Origin of the sequence: Fibrobacter sp. UWB7, from assembly GCF_900142945.1 — a bacterium.
Classification (GTDB): domain Bacteria; phylum Fibrobacterota; class Fibrobacteria; order Fibrobacterales; family Fibrobacteraceae; genus Fibrobacter.
In genome coordinates, this window is record NZ_FRCO01000003.1 from 309,460 (window position 1) to 326,026 (window position 16,567).

General features: G+C 41.8%; 14 protein-coding genes and 1 pseudogene. 5 read left to right on the forward strand and 10 right to left on the reverse strand.

Annotated elements, in window-relative coordinates; genetic code table 11:
- Positions 1–9: 9 nt before the first annotated feature.
- From brxC to BUC30_RS11020, 6 genes are all read right to left on the reverse strand, one after another.
- Entirely contained in the window at positions 10–3,648 is a 3,639-nt protein-coding gene (gene brxC, locus BUC30_RS10995; RefSeq protein ID WP_073424902.1) for a BREX system P-loop protein BrxC, read from the reverse strand.
- Between the two features lie 11 nt (positions 3,649–3,659).
- Positions 3,660–4,295, reverse strand: a complete 636-nt coding sequence (locus BUC30_RS16350; RefSeq protein ID WP_244536595.1) for a BREX protein BrxB domain-containing protein — start codon at positions 4,293–4,295, stop codon at positions 3,660–3,662.
- Complete coding sequence (locus BUC30_RS11005) at positions 4,292–4,927, reverse strand: BrxA family protein (RefSeq protein ID WP_073424903.1); 636 nt, start codon at positions 4,925–4,927, stop codon at positions 4,292–4,294. Before BUC30_RS11005 ends, BUC30_RS16350 begins: the two co-directional genes overlap by 4 nt.
- A gap of 55 nt (positions 4,928–4,982) precedes the next feature.
- Complete coding sequence (locus BUC30_RS11010) at positions 4,983–6,890, reverse strand: leucine-rich repeat protein (RefSeq protein ID WP_073424904.1); 1,908 nt, start codon at positions 6,888–6,890, stop codon at positions 4,983–4,985.
- Between the two features lie 257 nt (positions 6,891–7,147).
- The gene (locus BUC30_RS11015; protein WP_073424905.1) at positions 7,148–7,603 is read right to left on the reverse strand and encodes a putative toxin-antitoxin system toxin component, PIN family; all 456 of its coding nucleotides are present in this window, start codon (positions 7,601–7,603) and stop codon (positions 7,148–7,150) included.
- Positions 7,604–7,624: 21 nt separating this feature from the next.
- On the reverse strand, positions 7,625–7,984 hold the full coding sequence (locus BUC30_RS11020; RefSeq protein WP_244536596.1) for a type II toxin-antitoxin system RelB/DinJ family antitoxin: 360 nt from the start codon (positions 7,982–7,984) through the stop codon (positions 7,625–7,627).
- 70 nt (positions 7,985–8,054) lie between these two features.
- On the opposite strand from BUC30_RS11020, the gene BUC30_RS11025 reads away from it, so the two are divergent.
- Positions 8,055–8,666, forward strand: coding sequence for a hypothetical protein (locus BUC30_RS11025; RefSeq protein WP_073424906.1), 612 nt, complete (start codon positions 8,055–8,057; stop codon positions 8,664–8,666).
- Between the two features lie 96 nt (positions 8,667–8,762).
- Here BUC30_RS11025 and BUC30_RS11030 read toward each other — a convergent pair whose 3' ends face one another.
- Complete coding sequence (locus tag BUC30_RS11030) at positions 8,763–9,473, reverse strand: hypothetical protein (RefSeq protein WP_073424907.1); 711 nt, start codon at positions 9,471–9,473, stop codon at positions 8,763–8,765.
- A 439-nt stretch (positions 9,474–9,912) separates the two neighbouring features.
- Here BUC30_RS11030 and BUC30_RS11035 point away from each other — a divergent pair, with 439 nt between their 5' ends.
- The 3 genes and pseudogenes from BUC30_RS11035 to tnpA all read left to right on the forward strand — a co-directional run bounded on the left by BUC30_RS11035 (position 9,913) and on the right by tnpA (position 11,566).
- Positions 9,913–10,812: a fibrobacter succinogenes major paralogous domain-containing protein gene (locus BUC30_RS11035; protein ID WP_073424908.1), complete on the forward strand. Its 900-nt coding sequence runs from the start codon at positions 9,913–9,915 to the stop codon at positions 10,810–10,812.
- 12 nt (positions 10,813–10,824) lie between these two features.
- A complete protein-coding gene (locus BUC30_RS11040) occupies positions 10,825–11,052 on the forward strand; it encodes a hypothetical protein (RefSeq protein WP_073424909.1) in 228 nt (75 codons plus the stop codon).
- Positions 11,053–11,122: 70 nt separating this feature from the next.
- Positions 11,123–11,566: pseudogene (gene tnpA / locus BUC30_RS11045) on the forward strand (IS200/IS605 family transposase).
- 162 nt (positions 11,567–11,728) lie between these two features.
- On the opposite strand, the gene BUC30_RS11050 reads toward tnpA, so the two are convergent.
- Positions 11,729–12,169 carry a hypothetical protein gene (locus BUC30_RS11050; protein WP_073424911.1) on the reverse strand — a complete coding sequence of 147 codons (441 nt, stop codon included), beginning with the start codon at positions 12,167–12,169 and terminating at the stop codon, positions 11,729–11,731.
- Between the two features lie 205 nt (positions 12,170–12,374).
- On the opposite strand from BUC30_RS11050, the gene BUC30_RS11055 reads away from it, so the two are divergent.
- A complete protein-coding gene (locus tag BUC30_RS11055; RefSeq protein ID WP_139260835.1) occupies positions 12,375–13,526 on the forward strand; it encodes a hypothetical protein in 1,152 nt (383 codons plus the stop codon).
- Between the two features lie 102 nt (positions 13,527–13,628).
- Here BUC30_RS11055 and BUC30_RS11060 read toward each other — a convergent pair whose 3' ends face one another.
- Both BUC30_RS11060 and BUC30_RS11065 read right to left on the reverse strand, forming a co-directional pair.
- On the reverse strand, positions 13,629–14,339 hold the full coding sequence (locus BUC30_RS11060; protein WP_073424913.1) for a hypothetical protein: 711 nt from the start codon (positions 14,337–14,339) through the stop codon (positions 13,629–13,631).
- Positions 14,340–14,677: 338 nt separating this feature from the next.
- Positions 14,678–16,471, reverse strand: a complete 1,794-nt coding sequence (locus BUC30_RS11065) for a BspA family leucine-rich repeat surface protein (RefSeq protein ID WP_244536597.1) — start codon at positions 16,469–16,471, stop codon at positions 14,678–14,680.
- Positions 16,472–16,567: the final 96 nt, after the last annotated feature.

The following is a 16,567-nucleotide window of genomic DNA, read 5'->3' on the forward strand; positions in this document are numbered from 1 at the left end:
ATTTAAGTGCTATTGAATAATAGTGAATTCTTCGCTGTTGATATGTTGCATTAGCTGTAATTTAATCTTTTGCAGATATTCATCGACATCGGCTTCACATCGAAGTTGTGTTCCTGAGTGCAGGGTAATGTCCTTTTTGATGTTTACCATGACCATTTTACGCCTTTGTGGCGTTTGTTCATCGGTTGGTTTGTCATTGGAAGACGATGGTTTTGTAGGCGTGATTTCTTCATTGTGTTTTCTGTACAGAACAGAAATCATTTTGCTCTTATTCTCATCGACTTCGTGAAGAGCACTCTTGAGTCCCGCGAGACTAGTCTTTTCGCATCCTGTATTTATATAGGAGTCTTTGGGGGGCAAGTATACTTCTGGCGCGTTTTTGAGCTTCAAAGTCGTCGCCAGTTCAATTAATTCATCAAATGCTTTTGTGTTTGCGTCTTGTAACTCTTTGCGAAGTGATTCTCGTTGATCGTTTATCTTTTGTTCCAGTTCTTGCTTCCATTTGTTGTATGCTCTTATATTCTCAATAGGCCATGCGTCTGTACTTATAGTCTTAACTCCCTCTACAGAAGAGGATGCATCCTCAAGATAGTCAAAGTTTTCTACATTAGTCGTTACAAAGTTGAGAATATCGCAATACCGATCATAATTGCTCTCTTTAAAGTTCTTCAGTTCACGGCATTTGCCTAGCAAATCTATCATTTCTTCGCGATTGGCAATGACTGTCTCAAAAAATGTTTTCGGGTCGTCATAGATTTTTTCCCAAGACTCTAGAATTTCAATAGCCTTTTTTAACGGGGTGACAAAGGGCTTGTCGCCAAATTCCTGTGCTAGTTTGTTGTAATCAGAAATAATTACACAAAGGGCCGTATCAGGATTCTTTTCGGCGTTTTTACAAAAGTCAAACACGGAAATAGCATCGTTACTGCCTCCGAGGCTGATTTCGTTGAAACAGTCTTTCCAAACTTCAATAAATTCGTTTACCAATTGCTGAGGAATTGCCGCGGCTGTTTCAATGGTGAACTTATCCTGATTTTTCAAAAGGTTTTCAACAACAGTTCTTGTGTCGGGGCGTGGAATATTGTTGTAGCGGAATTCAAAACGCCTAGAGCGCACAAGTTCATTCAGCGCTTGTAAAGTGCAGGTTTCTCCCCATCCATATGGGGGGCGACTAAATGCTTGAACAACGTCTTTAACATTTACTTTATCGCCTTTCTTTTGTAGATGCGTTTCAACTTTATGTTCGGCGTCTCCTAGAGGATAGCCAATACCCATAGTATCTTCTGGAATGGGGGTTCTAATTTTGTTTGCAAGTGCGGCTGCATCTTTTGAATAATTTTCAACGAGTTTTGCTTCAGGATAAAGATTGTTTAGATGATATTTGATTGCTGACTTGTAACGGTCTTTTCCTTGTTTTGCAAGGTTGCTAGAAGCAATGACACTGTGTTCAGAGATGATTGCACAATTGTCCAAGGCTTTCTGTAGCATGTTGCGTAATTTTACCAAATCCGCATTAGCTCGTTCACGGAAGGTTGCGAACGTCTTTGTTCTGGCTGGAGAGGATGATTGGCTCGTTTCAAGGAATTTACAGGTCCTGCAATATTTGAAGAATTCTTTCTTAAAGCCTGTATCGCCTTCATAGAAATCTGCTAAATAGAATGCGAGATGACTTTTTTCTGAGTTTGTGAGGGCGTAGGCTTCGGCGTTGATGGCTCCATTGCTTTCAAAGATAAAATCAACCCATGAGTCTGGATTATTCGTTGCGAGGAATTTTCTACCGAAGATGTCTCCGCCAATGCTGAAGGATCTTGTATAGAAGGGTTCCTTGTTGGTCATGTTATAGTATGAAACAACTTCGGTTCTTAATTTTTCTGCTAAGAAAGAGTCGTCAATGCGCGTGTTTTTGATAAGGTCGGCAACTTCCCTTTCGTCATCATTGTAGAAAAGATAAATTTCGTCATTTTGCTTATCTGTTTCCATTCGAATGGCGTTCTTTTCGCAGAGGAATTTCAGAACTTTGGACACGTTCTCTTCTAATGACAACTTTTGAGCGTCTATATCTCGCATTAAAAGCGTAGCAAGGTTGCTAACGGTCGCTTTGAATAGAAGTTTGTCGTTCTCTTTCAAGTTGGCAATCATGAAAAGCACATGAACAACTCGTATTGCAAATTCCGGATCATTCGGAAATTCCTCTGCAACTTTTGCTGCATTATTCAACGCTTTCTGCCCTTTGTCTCTAAATACATTTTGAAACATTGCGTTGAAGAATTGGTCAAAACTGATAAAATGGCCGATTTCTTCGTCTTTAGTTAGTTGAGCGGTTGTATAAGTGACCTTGATGATAGAACGTGCGTTTCCCTTGACTTCACTATCAACAAATCCGAGATTGGTAAAGCTGTCAAAAACTTGTTGGATTAGGCGTAACTGATACGGAACGAATGGATAGTAGTTTACAAATTCTTCTTTGTTGTTATAAGAATCGTAGGTGGCAGGTAAGTGGAATTGCGCTTCTAAGGCTGTTCTTTTTTGAGTATATAAATCGCTAAGGTATTTCTCTCCATCGCCATTTTTCTCTAAAATACGTTTTTGGGTAATATATTCTTGCTTTGTCCCCTTAAGGCTCATACGGACTTGAAAACGTCCCATGATTTTGCCAATAGCATCTTGCACATTTTTTATCTGACAAGCTTCTACAACTTCGCTGAGGTCTTCTTGACCTGTACATGCCACCCATATCTTATCTTGACATGTTGAATGCAAATTGGTGACTATTTCTTGCAACTGAAGTAGTAGGTTCTGACGACCATTAATGAATGCGGATACTTCATCAACCAGGAAAATTAGTCTGTAATTGTCGTCTTTATCTTTTAAATATTCTTGTAATTCTGCTGTGAACGCTTCAATACTAAGGAATGTTTCATCATGCTCTATGTTTTTACGGATTACATCGATTGATAAGGAAGGTAAGACTTCTTTACCCTTTTCAAGAACGAGGTCTAACTCGGATACGGCGAGTTGCATTGCATCGGTCAAATTGTCCCAATCATGCCCAGATTCCTTGATTTTTTCTTTGAATTCACCGAATTTGCCATGGATGTCGAGTATTTTTTCAAATAGTTGAGCGAGAGCGAGGTTGAACTTATGGTAACCACGAAAATGATTGAATTCGTTCCAGAATATATTTAGGAACATCTTTTTTTCATCAGTGTTTTTGTTAGCAACCGGTTCTATGTTAAAAATAATTCTATCTACAGTTGCTTTTTTAAGCCATTCCGCCAAGTCTCGGATTTCAGATTGAACAATATGTAAGTTGCTTTTCTGATTTGTAATGGGGTCGAATTCTTTGGCCCCGTTTACCATTTTTTCAATGGCTTTGTCTCGATATTTGGGATCAAAACAGTAGTTTAAAAATTTAAGGAAATGGGATTTGCCGCTGCCAAAGTAACCATTAATCCAAATGCCGTCATGGTTGTATTTCCTAGAACGAATGGCATCAATAATATTGAAAAGACCTTCTATGATTTCTTCGGTGAATACGTATTCATCGATTTCAGTGAAAACAGCTTTTTCGTCAAAGTTTTCAACACTGATTACAGGATTGAGCTCTCTATCAATGTCTTTTTGGTATAACTGTTTTTGCGTAGGCATTGTGTCCTCCCTTAGTATTCGTCGTTAATTAAAAGGTGTGATCTGTACTTATGGTTGTCATTCAGGACACCAAAGAGTTTAAATTTTGTGTCGTCATCACAGGCTGTTCCTGGATAGAACAAAATCATCTTGTACTTGCTAGGTTTGTTAAGTGGCTCGTATTGAGCAAAAAATGTACTCGTTCGTAGGTAAGGATACATTTGTCCTACACCATGGATGAATATGTATGGTCTTGTAAATTCATCTTCTTGCTTACTTACGTGTTCTGTAATTCGATTGTGAATGTGCTGCAGAAACTCTTTGCTGTTTGCATGAAGTGTTAGTGATTTTTGAACCTGCTCAATTGCGTTCCCTCCTTGAGATTCTTTTTCTAAAAGATATTTCAGCAAGGATGGGCTTTTGCCGAAGGAAATGTGGTCTAAATAATCGCAGAATTCATCAAATAAGTTCAGGACAAGAGTGTCTATGTAATCGGCTGGTCTAATTAGTTTTTCCTTTATATCGAGTATGTCTCTGCGCCATTTATACTCCTCGGCTGCAGGATACAAGAATATATAATAGTTATAGAACAAATCTCCATTGGCGGGATTTCGAAAGATTTTGTTTTTGAGCTTGGCATAAAGGTTTGTCAATGTCATGGAACTCATGAAAGTGCGCTCCTCATGTTATTAATTTCATACTGGCGTAAAAAACAGGCTTCTAGGAACCAAATTTCGCCGTTCTCTAAAAAATATCTGTAGTCATTTGCGTTTTGAGAAATTGCATGTAGGGTATCGGAAGATTCTTCTAAAAAACCAATTTTGCGAAGGATTGTTTGGTATGTTGATGAGATTTTTTTCTTTGTCATATCAGTCCACGAATCCACAAATTCATCATTAACTGCAATTTCATCAAATTCCTGGCGAATTGCTTCTGACGACCACGTCTCGTCTGCGGCCATGAATCTTCTGACTGTAACGCGGAGGTGCAGGTCTAATAAGATTCTGTAGGTACGAAGTAAAACGAAAAAATAGAGCAGTTGATGTTCCGTTCCTATAGTGTTTTGGTAATGGTCCCAAAATTTTTCATCACAAGTAGAAAATCTCTTCTTGAATTCAGCAACGGCTCGATTTCTTGTATTTAGAGAATTGATTTGTAAAAGATTGTTGTTGGCAATCTCGTCCTTTAATAGCTCATTAGACCTGTTTGATAACATCAACGGCAATAGGCGGTCGAATTCGTCTTGAAGGTAACCTCCGCCTGTTATTGATGCAGAATATGGGCTGGTTGTCTTTGCCAAAATTTAATTACTCCTGATTTATAGCCAATATATATAAATATATAAGGAATGTTTTTTAGTATAAAAGCTCCGCTTTCTTTAAATACCACATTGCTGATTGATAAAAAGGGTTTTCCGCTATTTCTATGAGTATTTTTTGAATGTCTTTGTCATAGAAAGAAAAATACATCGTTTGGGAGGACCTTGTTTTGTTTAGAAGATTAGAATAAAGCTGATTTAGATACGTGTCTTTGGGTATACCATTTTGCACATATTTTGTTCGCCAGTTATAAGGAACTATGGGAACTTCATTAATTAAAAGATTTGAGTACCGCTCTGCGATTTGTTTCCGGTTCATGAGTTCTTTAATTGCGTCGGCTCCAGTGAATGGGGTGATACCACTGGATTTTGCTGTTGCAGCATAATTGGGTGTTGTAAGGTTGTTTCCGACAAGCCAACATTGTTCAGTTAGTAGTGATTTTAGTTCGTAGGGGCTCAAACCGATGTCTTTTTGAAAATCAGTAGCGTATTTGGTTACAACAACCCCGTTGATGAATGTTTTGGGTAATTCAATGAATCCGAAGTTGTTAAATTGGGGCTTGTCTGTTGGCGTGAACCTATCGGGATAGATTGAGTTGTTTGAATAAGCGTTACGGCATTGTTTCTTTAAGCTGCTGTAAATTAGACTAGTGTATGAAACAGGAGCGTTTAGAAAAAATCGGAATAGGCGACATCCATCAAATGCTCCAGCATCAACTTGCTCAATACTTTTAGGTAGAGTTACATTATATAGATTTGGGCAATTTAAGATGCTGTCTTGCTTTAAATAGCTAAATCCATTAGGGAATGTTACGTTGCGAAGAGATGGACAGTTTTCAAAATATAGGTATTCGGGATTGATGATTTTACAATCGCTCATGTCGAGCACAATAAAAATTTTCGGATTGTCTAAAGTGTTTGAAAATATGGAAATGCAATCTTTATAGTCTGATAGATATAGTGTACCATGAATATTTATACGATAGAAATTTTCTTCTTTCGCATCAAGTTTGTTTAGGAATTCCTCTATTTCATTTGCATTTATGTCATATTCTATAGTATCATTATTGTTTGGTTGAGACTTTGTTTCGGTGGTTGTTTTTTGAAAATTGTTGTATTGTGTTGCTATTTTGCAAGTTGAGTCGTTCAAAATATCGCCTTGTTCATATAGGGGGATGTAATCAACATGGGCGCTATTAATGTCAACGAAATTTTCCGTGTCTAATCGGCTTTCGATAATCATGCAGGGCATTCCCGATCTTTTAAAATCAGTTTCTTTGCGAATGCATGAGTATTCGGTTGTGTAACGGATTGCAAGATCCCCTTGAACACAATAAAGAACGGGTATAGGTACTCTTTTGGCAGACTCAAAATTGCTTAAATGTTTATAACGGAATTCATTTCCCTTGAAAATTTCTTTTGTTAGAACTTTTCCATTTCGGTAAAGATATCGAACATAGTCTCCATCCCCACTTGATATTGCCGGATCGTTGATACTTGTTGCGAATAAGTCTAAATATCCATCTTTATATTTTTCGAAAGAGAAATGAATTAGTTCTAGATAATTTTTCTGGACGTAGATTAAGAGTCTTCTTTTTTCTGGTCTACCTGACTGTAAAAAGGTTTCTTCTCGGTTAATAATGTAATTTCCTGTTTTTTCTTCAATCCAAGCTCTTTTTATTTTCCCATTGTCGTATAGAACTTCGCCGACTTGTTCTCCTGTTTTTCTATTGTAATAGTGAGTGCATAAGGTTGTGTCGTCTTGTACTATAATTGTGGATCCGTACTTTTCAGTGTCAAAACAAATGAACTCGGAAGAGTAAGTTTTTTCCGCAATTTTTTTCAAATTTTCTAAGGGATCCACTTTGTTTTCTGGATCAATTCTTTTTTGGGATACAATGTTTCCTTTGCGAATTAATGTGACTGAAAAAAGTTTTTTATCCATATGGTCCCTTAAAATGTTGGAAAAAGAAAAATGTTAACGATAATATACATTCTTTTTTATAATAATAATTCAAGGAATGAATTGACGTGTATGATCATTTAAGAAAACGTTCAAGCTTAGTTTGGAGCTATAAAGGGCGGATGGGCTTGGAATGAGAAAAAATCGTTCGCCATTGGCGAACGAAAAATCTTAATTTTCGCAAGGTGCTACGCTGATGAGCGGTTGGAAAAATGAGCTGCCGCGGGGCTTTGCTGTGTTTAAGGTCTGTATTTTCGCATGCCGTCGTTCACGAACATTTTTTGCAGAGGTGTATCGATAATCTCAAGAAATTCTCGCGGTGTGACAACGAATTCGCAGACGGGGAAGTGTTTAATGTTGCCTGTTACTAGGTAAGCCCCGTTATCTTGCCTTGCGAGAACAACATTGTAGAATACAACGTCTTTAGGGTCTGGCAAAGCTGTGCCACTTGGTGGCGCGTCTACGTCTAAGCTGTGTTTTAACAATTCAGAAATAACGGTTTCGATGGAATCTTTTTCTAAACCAAATTTCGGGCGAGATAGAACTTCTCGGTATTCGGCAAGAATCTCTTTATTCACTAGTATGCAGACGAATCCTGAAAATATTCTTTGAACAACTTGCAATACCGGCGAATTTGGAGATTTGGTAATAAGTGCGGAAACAATGACATTTGTGTCAATGACTGCGTAAATCATGAACCCCCTCGACATACGGGTTTATTTGCCGGAACGGTATGCGGCGATTTCTGCCTCAATTTCGGATTCGCTCATGCCTGCGGCTGCGCTTCGCTGGGCTTGTTTGCGCAAGTCCATGAACGCTTTCCAACCTGGATTGGCGTTATAAATTGCGGATGGATCCCGCAGTTCAAAGGGAATTCCCTTTTCAGCAACAGCGCGTTTAAAAAAGATGCGGATGGCCGTTGGAATGTCGATACCAAGGCTTTCGAAAATCTCTGCTGCTTCATTTTTTAAATTCTCGTCAAGACGTACTTGTAATACAGTTGTAGCCATAATAACCTCTTTTATATTACAAATATAATGTAAAATAATACGTGAGTCAATGGTGTTGTTTTTCATTTGCGCTTAACATGTTTACACCCAAATATGATTTTTCGATATTATTATATATGTGTTTTGGGAGGTTTTCATGGTAGCGCTTCCTTCGATGGCTCACGTTGTCGCTTGGTTTGGCTGGGGTAATGGTCCTGGCGCTATTGCTGCTGTCAGTGCTGTTTTGACAGTTGTCGTTTTGCTCGCTCCTGTTGTTGCGGGGTTGATTTTGTTTGGACTTGAACGCTTGCAGGTAGCGCTCATCGGGTCGCTCAATCGCGATTTGGCGTACTTTTTTGTGAATTTTGTGACGTTCCCGGGGACGTTTGTGCATGAGATGTCTCATTTGATATTCGCTGTCATTACAGGGGCGGAAGTCAATGAAGTCTGCATGTTCGAAAATGATGGCGGGCGTCTTGGCCATATCAGTTACCGTACGAGGGGGCCGTGGTTTATGGAGGCAACGCAGCATTCGCTAACCGCTGTGGCTCCGACGGTTGTCGGATTTGCTCTTGGCTATGTGCTGCTTAAGTATATCTTTGCTGGGGCTCACTCTGTTTGGGCTTACGTCGGGCTTTGGTATTTGGTGATTTCGCTGATTGATCATTCCACGATGAGCAATTCAGACCTGGAGCATTATTTTCAGGGCGTGTGGATTTTTATCCTTCCGGTTTTCCTTGTGTTTTTCGGGCTAGGGTATTGGGGGTAAATGATGCTGCTATGACAAAACCCGATGGCCTAACGGTCACCGGGCTTTTTGTTCAACGAAGAGGTTACTATGGATTTTTTCGATGTCGACTAGGCGTTACGCCGCCATGAGGAGGCGGCATTCGTCTTCGAGCCCGCAGTCAATCAAAAACTTGCAAATGTTCTTCTTGATCTTTCCCGTGTTGGCGCGGGTGCAGTGCAGCGCTTCGGCGACTTCGACGTCGGTGTACTTGTCGCAATTGCGGCTCACCTCGTACATGGTGTCGAATGCCTTGAGCATCTTGGGGCTGTTGGCGAGACGGTGCCTGATGATGTCGATGATTTCGCACTGTTCGTAGTCGCTTTCGAGCTCGTTGCGTTCCCCGGTGAATGGGTTCATATCGCCGTTGTCAATGATGGAGTCGGCTTCGTCATCGTTTTTTTTCAGCTTGCTTTCGACTTTTTCGACTTTGTCGCGCTTGGCGTTTTTGCGCTTTTCGTCAGCCATGTGCCAGCTGATCTTTTGGGCGAAGAAAGCTTCGAAGGGAACTTTCAAGGTCGGGTCGAAATCCTGCACTGCCTTGCAGAAGACCATGTAGGCGTCACCGGCCAGGTTGGCCTTGCGTTCCTTGGGGCTGCAGCCGTTGAGGCTAAAATCGGAGCAGATCTGGAACGAGTTCTTGGCGACGAGTGCCATGACGTAGTCCCCGAAGATGTCCCAAAGGGTGTACATTGCCTTGTCGTGGGCGTATTCGCTCGGGGCGGCCTGGGCAATGGCGATGAGGTTGTTGATCTGGGCGGCGGTAGCCTTGGTGTTGTTGTGCTGCATAAGCAAGCTCCTTTGGGAAGTTGAAAATTTTGAGACAAGACGGCAAAACGCCCTTTGATAATTTTTTATCAAAAGACTATGGCGTGAATTGCTGAAATGTTGTTTATTTGGTCAAGCCGTTTGCTGGACCTATATAGACGAAAATCGGTGTTGCGCTGTTCAATGCGCTGGAAAAACGAATAGAGAAAATCTTATTCAATCTCATGCTCCTAAATATAGAAAACCGGTATGTCATAATATGACAGCCGAAAATTTCTTTTGTAAAGTTTTCTAAACTTTTGAGATTGAAGAGTGTAGACGTCCAAATCATAACTGTGTTATATATCGATTGTTGAAGTGAAAAAGTAAACTGGGAAAAGTTGAAATTTTTTTTGCGTGCCGTATTTACATGTGGCTGAGATTATTCGATATCATTGTGTACGCTTCTTTGGAGGTTAGAGTGAAATTCTTTAAAATCTTTTCTTATAAAATTTTCGGCCAGCCTTTGGGCTTGTTGCTAATCGTGATGGCTTTCTGGTATGTCGTGGGTGCATTGGTGTCCGGCAGGCTGGAAATTTCGTGGAAAACTCCCCATAATTATGCGCATTGTCCTGAAAAGGATATTGATAGCTACTATTTTCAGAAGCTCGAGACCTTTGTGGACCCGCGCGACAGCAATGAATATATAGTGCTGAAGTATGCTGGGTATACTGGCTGCGACATGTCGGAACACGATTCGGGCTTTGTGGCGGGTGGTGATACCGTGACTTTCCACTTGATGCTGGAAAATTTGCGATACAAGACGCATTGCAGTTTCTGCCTGGATTCCACTTGCGAACGAGGGCGCTATTATTCTTCTATAGGGCGGCTCAACGCGTGTCCTGCGGGCTGGAAAATCGCCTCGGCGGAGCAGAATGCGGGGCTGTTTTTCTCCCCAAAGGGGCATTTGATGTATTGGCCGACATTTAGCCCTACTAAGGTTGTTGATTCTTTGGACCCGAGTGGCCTGCAACGTTTGCGTGCTCACCTGCACGAAGAGACTTATGGGTGGGTCGATACGGTTGAACTGAACCTGTCCGGGTTTTACAATAACGAGAAGGATTCTATGGAATTAGTGGACTCCCTGAGCGTCGTCTGGACGAGTGATGGGTTCCCGACTGTGATTGTGCCGAACAGTTACACGAAAGAACAGCAAGATGGGATTAAGGAAACCATGAGAGGTATCCTCTTGAAACAGGATTATTATTACCCAATCCGCTGCATCCGTATTGACGATCCGAACCACATGATGGATAGCCAGAAATCGAATATGACTACGTATTACAACAATATGAGACAATTGCCGTATCTGTATCGGTAAAAAGGAGAACCTATGCTTTTCGGTAAAAAACGCTGGATATGCGGCGAGGTGGAACAAATGCTGTTGGCGCTCCACCCGGCGTACGACATCCGTGTCAAAATCAAGACTAACGGGAAAACAGTGGATTTCCCGTTCCGCGATAACGAGGGCAAGATGTTCGTGGACCCTTATTGTATAAATGAAAACCACCAGCTAGGCTGGTGGTTCAAAAGAGCCTTCTGGCGTTGCGCCCTCGGATAAAAAGAAATCCCTTGATTACTGTTGATATGCGGTCTGCCAACTGCATAACAATAAAATCAAAGGATTTCAAATGAATAATAGAAATAATAACACATTGGCTCATACATCGTGGAACTGCAAATACCATATTGTGTTTGCTCCCAAATTTAGAAGGAAGGTCTTTTACGGGGAGAAAAAGGTCGAAATCGGAGCAATCCTGAGAAAGCTTTGCGAATGGAAACAGGTCAATATTTTGGAGGCTGAGGTTTGCCCGGATCACGTTCACATGTTGGTCGAGATTCCACCCAAAGTGAGCGTTTCGGGTTTTGTCGGGTACTTGAAAGGGAAAAGTAGCCTGATGATCTACGAAAAGTACAAATCACTCTAGTTCAAATACCGTAACAGGGAATTTTGGTGTCGCGGCTACTATGTTGACACGACTGGTAAAAATACGGCAAGGATTGCAACGTATATTCAAAATCAGCTGAAGGAAGACCAGTACGGAGAACAGTTGACAATGCTGGGAAAACTATAGCCCGTTTACGGGCCGCCGGTAAGGACAATTCGCAAGTGGCAGATTGACCGACGCGACGTGACGCGTTGCTAGTATCCTAGGGCAGGGCCCGCATATGAAGAACCACCGGCTTTTCCGGTGGGTTCCTTTTTGTATTGTCGAAGATTTCCTTGTTAATAAACCTTACGCACTTTCTTCCCATTCCTTTTCGACATCTGACTTCGGGATTTCAATCTCGTCGAGGAACTTGCCCTTCGTTTGTGCGATGAACGCTTCCATTTCTTCCCAGCTGGTGCGGATCAGGTAAATGAGGTAACGCAGGCCTTCGTAGCATTCGATATCGTCGTGGTTTTCGAACAGCTCGGAGTAACCGTCGCTTTCGTACAGAGCGCCGGCTTCTTGTAATTTGTCGAGTTCGTCGGAATATGTGTCTTGATCCATCCACCAGTCGAATGTGGATGATTTAGTCTTGTAGATTATCGGCATCCCATCGCATTCGGAGATGATGAAGAAGAACGGTTTTCCTTTCGTTGGTTTCAATTCGACTTCGGCGTTGAAAATGGCTGGGTCCGGACCGCCGCTGTACTGATCTACTCGGGCGTTTACAATCTGGTACTTTTTCATGAGGCGTTCTCCTTGTTTGTGCCTTCTGTAATTATTATCGTAGGCAAAGTCGTAAGTGTAAAATGAATTTTTAAAAATTTATTATGATTAACAAACTTAAAAGGTCTTTAGATGATGTTTGGGCTGTTTTTTGTTTATGAAAGATCAATCTCATTTTGTATATTGTTGTAAGAATGCATAATATGTTTTAAAAGATATGGTGATTATGACAACAGAATACTCTATCAACGAAATTGAGGCGTATTACAGTGAATGCTTTTCAAAGGATCTGAAGGGGTATTTTGAAAATGGTAGGTTGTCCCCTTGGGGAGGCTGCTTCCCGTCTAGGCGTAATCATAAAGAATGGGTAATATTTGTCTCTCTTACAGCTTCTTTTTATGCTATACAGGTATGTTTAGAACAAAAATGGAGTAGAGACTCGGCTATAAAGTTAATGTATGAATTAGGCGTCAATTGGATGATTTTCAATGCAGACTTTAAGTTATTGGAGTCATTTCTAGAAAGATCTGGTATCAAACGAGAGATAAACCAAATAAAAGAAATTGAAGATATTCTGGATGTGGCACCCATGGTTCTGCAATTTGTGATAGAAAGGCTTGAGCCGTTCTTCAACTCATATCAATCTGATGGCTTTAAAAAAGAATTTTTTGATAAGAATTTCATTGTAGGATATATTCGTCACAGTCTTTTTGAAACGCTACGTATATTATATCGACAATATAAACCTTCAACAGGCCTCACAGGAATTGTCTTTAATTCTAAAATATTTTCTTTTTATTATAGACAAAAGTTTCTCGGGCAATTAAAGCGGTATTTCAAATCAGCAAAGGATGACGAAGGATTCGTTGAAATTCTGTATATTTATGATGGCGTTAACGATCGTTGGGAAGACGGACGTCCAGGAGACGATGCTACCGAAAATATCATGTTTTCGATAATCTTTATGTATATGATTATGGCGGAACAAACTTTTTTAGAAAAAGTGGAATTTCGAGAGGTCCGTTTTCATCAATGTTCTAAGTGGCCTTTTATAAGTTCTGGACCGGGAGCGGGACCTTATTTACATCCTTTAAGAACTTTGGAACTTGCTGGGTTGATTCCGACAAAGAGTGAAACTTCTCTTTATCTAGAAATGGCTCTAAAAATATTTCCTGTTCTACGAGAAGAATTTTTTTCAATTCTAAATAACAAAATGAACGATGTAATAGATGGGCATTTCAGGGCGAGGATAAAGAAGCTGCTGTTTAATGAAGAAAATAACATTAAGAGTATTCTTGAAGAGTGGGCGATATCTTCTGAAAGAACAATTTCTGAGGTGATTCAAAAATTAGGTTTCCGTATAGTGAAGCCTTTTTGAAATTTCTGATAGAACTGTTTTGTAATAGAACGGTTTCTTCTTTTGTATTTGCTTTTTGGGGGAATGTTGAACTTTTCCCCCGCCCGAATCCCCTCGCGACTGCTACGCGGCCATGAGCTGGTTGAATTCTGCAGACAGACCGTTTTCTTCCATCATGCGGAGGAGCGCCTTGCGGTACTGTCCGACGCATGCGCGGGTGCAACCCATGTATCTTGCGACGTTGGCGTCGCTGTAGTCATCGCCTTCCTTACAGACTTCCAGGCTGGCTTCGAAGTACTTGCTCAGCTTGGGAGAATTCTGGATGGCGTGGCTGAGAACCTGGACTGCATCTTCCCAGTAGCAGTCATTTTCGAAACGGTCCTTGTGGGCGATTCCCTTGAAGATTTCCATCATGCGGGATGCTTCGGGTGAGCTTTCGGTGCTGGGGCCGCATTCCAGGGAGAAGTCCACGTATTCTTCACGCTTGCTGCGCTTGGAATTGTTGCGCTTTTCGGTGGCGAGGAACCAGCTGCTTTTCTGGGTGGTGTACGCGATGAACGGGACGCCCAGGGACGGGTTGAATGTGGCTACGGCGTTGTAGAACAGGTAGTAGGCGTTGCCCAACAGGCTGTCCTGACGTTCCTTGGGGCTATAGCCCTTGAGGCTGAAGTCGGAATCCATCTGGAAGGACTTTCCGGCCATGATACCGGCGATTTGGTCTCCGCAGAGGCCCCAGAGTTCGTTGATGGCTTTGTTGCGGACGTCCTCGTTTACGGCGGTCTGGGCGATGGCGATGAGGTTGTTGATGGCGGCGGTGTTGTTGGTCTGGTTCATGTGAGGTTCCCCTTGGAAGTGGTTTTGGCTGTGGTTTGGGCGGTGATGGTGGCGGAAAGACGACAGAAAACACCCTTTGATCTTTATCAAAAGGCAAAAAAGGCGTATATAATTTTGATTATGTGGCCGATCCGAATGTTGGAGCGGTAGCGGGCGAGGCACTCAAGGTTTTGGTGCCGGAGAAAGCGACGGAGAAAAATTCAAATACTCTCATATCTTCAAAAACAAAGATAGAAAACCGGTATGTCAAAACATGACAGTTAGAAGTTTTAATTTGTAAATTAGAGTTTACAATAAAGGCTTTGTAATCGCTTTACATGATGTTTTGCCAGATTTTTCTACTTCTTGTACCATGGCGGGAGCTTGCCTGCCCTTTCGAGAGATGTTCCCTTGAATGCGTTTTTGGATTTTGGCTTGTGGGCGAATTTCCAACCGCTTACATCTCCGCTGAATTTTGAAGCGGTGAACATTTCGTGGAGGTCGGTCACGTTGGAGACGTTCCAATGACTGATATCTCCGTTGAATTTCGCTCCATAGAACATGTTGTTCATGTTTGTTACGTTAGAAACGTCCCACCCGCTGACGTCTCCGTTGAACAGGCATTGCTTGAACATGCTGCTCATTTCTGTGACGTTCGAGGTGTTCCATTTGCTGATGTCGCCGGTAAATTCGCTTTCATAGAACATGCCGTGCATGCTTTTGACGTTAGACACGTTCCAGTTGCTTATGTCCCCATTGAATTTTGAAGCGTTGAACAGATAGTTCATGCAAGTTACGTTACGGGTGTTCCAGTTGCTTATGTCTCCGTTGAAGTTGGAACCGCTGAATGTCCCTCTCATGTCGGTCACGTTCGAAACATTCCACTTGCTGATATCTCCATTGAATGCTGAATTGTAGAACATTTCGTGCATGTCGGTGACGCTGGATACATTCCATTTGCTTATGTCGCCGTTGAATGCGCTTCCTTTGAACATGCCGCCCATCTTAATCACGCTGGATACATTCCAATCGCTTATGTCACCGTTGAACAGGGATCTTTCGAACATGCCATGCATATCGGTGACGCTAGAAACATCCCACTTGCTCAAGTCTCCGTTGAATGGAGTTCCCCAGAATAAATCGCTCATGTTCGTGACTTTCGATACGTTCCATTTGCTGATATCGCCCAAGAATTTTTTGTTTCCGGCAAACATGGCGGACATGTCGATAACGTTAGAAACGTCCCACAGGCTGATGTCTCCGCTGAATTCGGAGTCGGTAAACATCTTGTGCATGTTGGTCACGTTTGATACATTCCATTTGCTGATATCCCCGTTGAATGCGGACTGTTCAAACATGCTTTCCATATTCTTGACTTTGGACACGTCCCAACGGCTAAGATCCCCGTTGAAAGGGTTGTTGTGATAGCGCATGTACTTATAAATGTTCGAATAGAACATGTGCGACATGTCCGTTACGTTGGACACATTCCAACCGCTGATATCTCCGTTGAAGTTGGAATTAAAGAAGAGCCGACTCATGTCGGTCACGTTGGAGACGTCAATGAAATTCAGGTCGCAATTTGGGCCATGTTCTGCAATGGCTTTGTTAATGAGTTCGATGAGGTGCTCTTTGTTCTGTGCGACGACGGTAGTTTTGTTTTTGCTCGCAATTCCTTGATAAATGTTATTGAGCAAATGGTTCCATTTATACGCTGTTGAGCGCATTCGGTGCGTGCCCGCGTCAAGATAAAGGTTGCGGCGGAATGCTATGGTGAGTGTTGGGCAGTCTGGCGATCCGACAACGCTGCTGATAAAAGGCGGATTGATACTAATGTTGTAATGGCCGAATTCAGCGAATGATTTCTGGACGAATTCGATGATTTTGTCGCTGGGGCGGCTTGCATCGTCATTGAATGCGATGGCGATGTCGATGCGGTTGCCGTCTTGATCGATGGCTTCGGGAGTGTCGTCTGCGAAACTTATTCCGTTGATAAGGAATGTGTTTGGGCCGTTCGTTGCGGCGGCAAGTTCGCTTTGGTTGTCAATAATGGTGATGTCGCTTGCCCGAAGCGAATTCGATAAAAACGTGAAGAGGGTATCTGTCAAATCGTTTTCTTTGTCGGCGAATGGAGTGTTGAGCACAATTTGCATGAGTGTCCTCTTTTGGTGTCTGTGCTTTAATTATCGTATGGAATAAGAAAAATGTAAAAAGTTTTTTTTGAAAATTAATGGCCGAAGTAACCAACG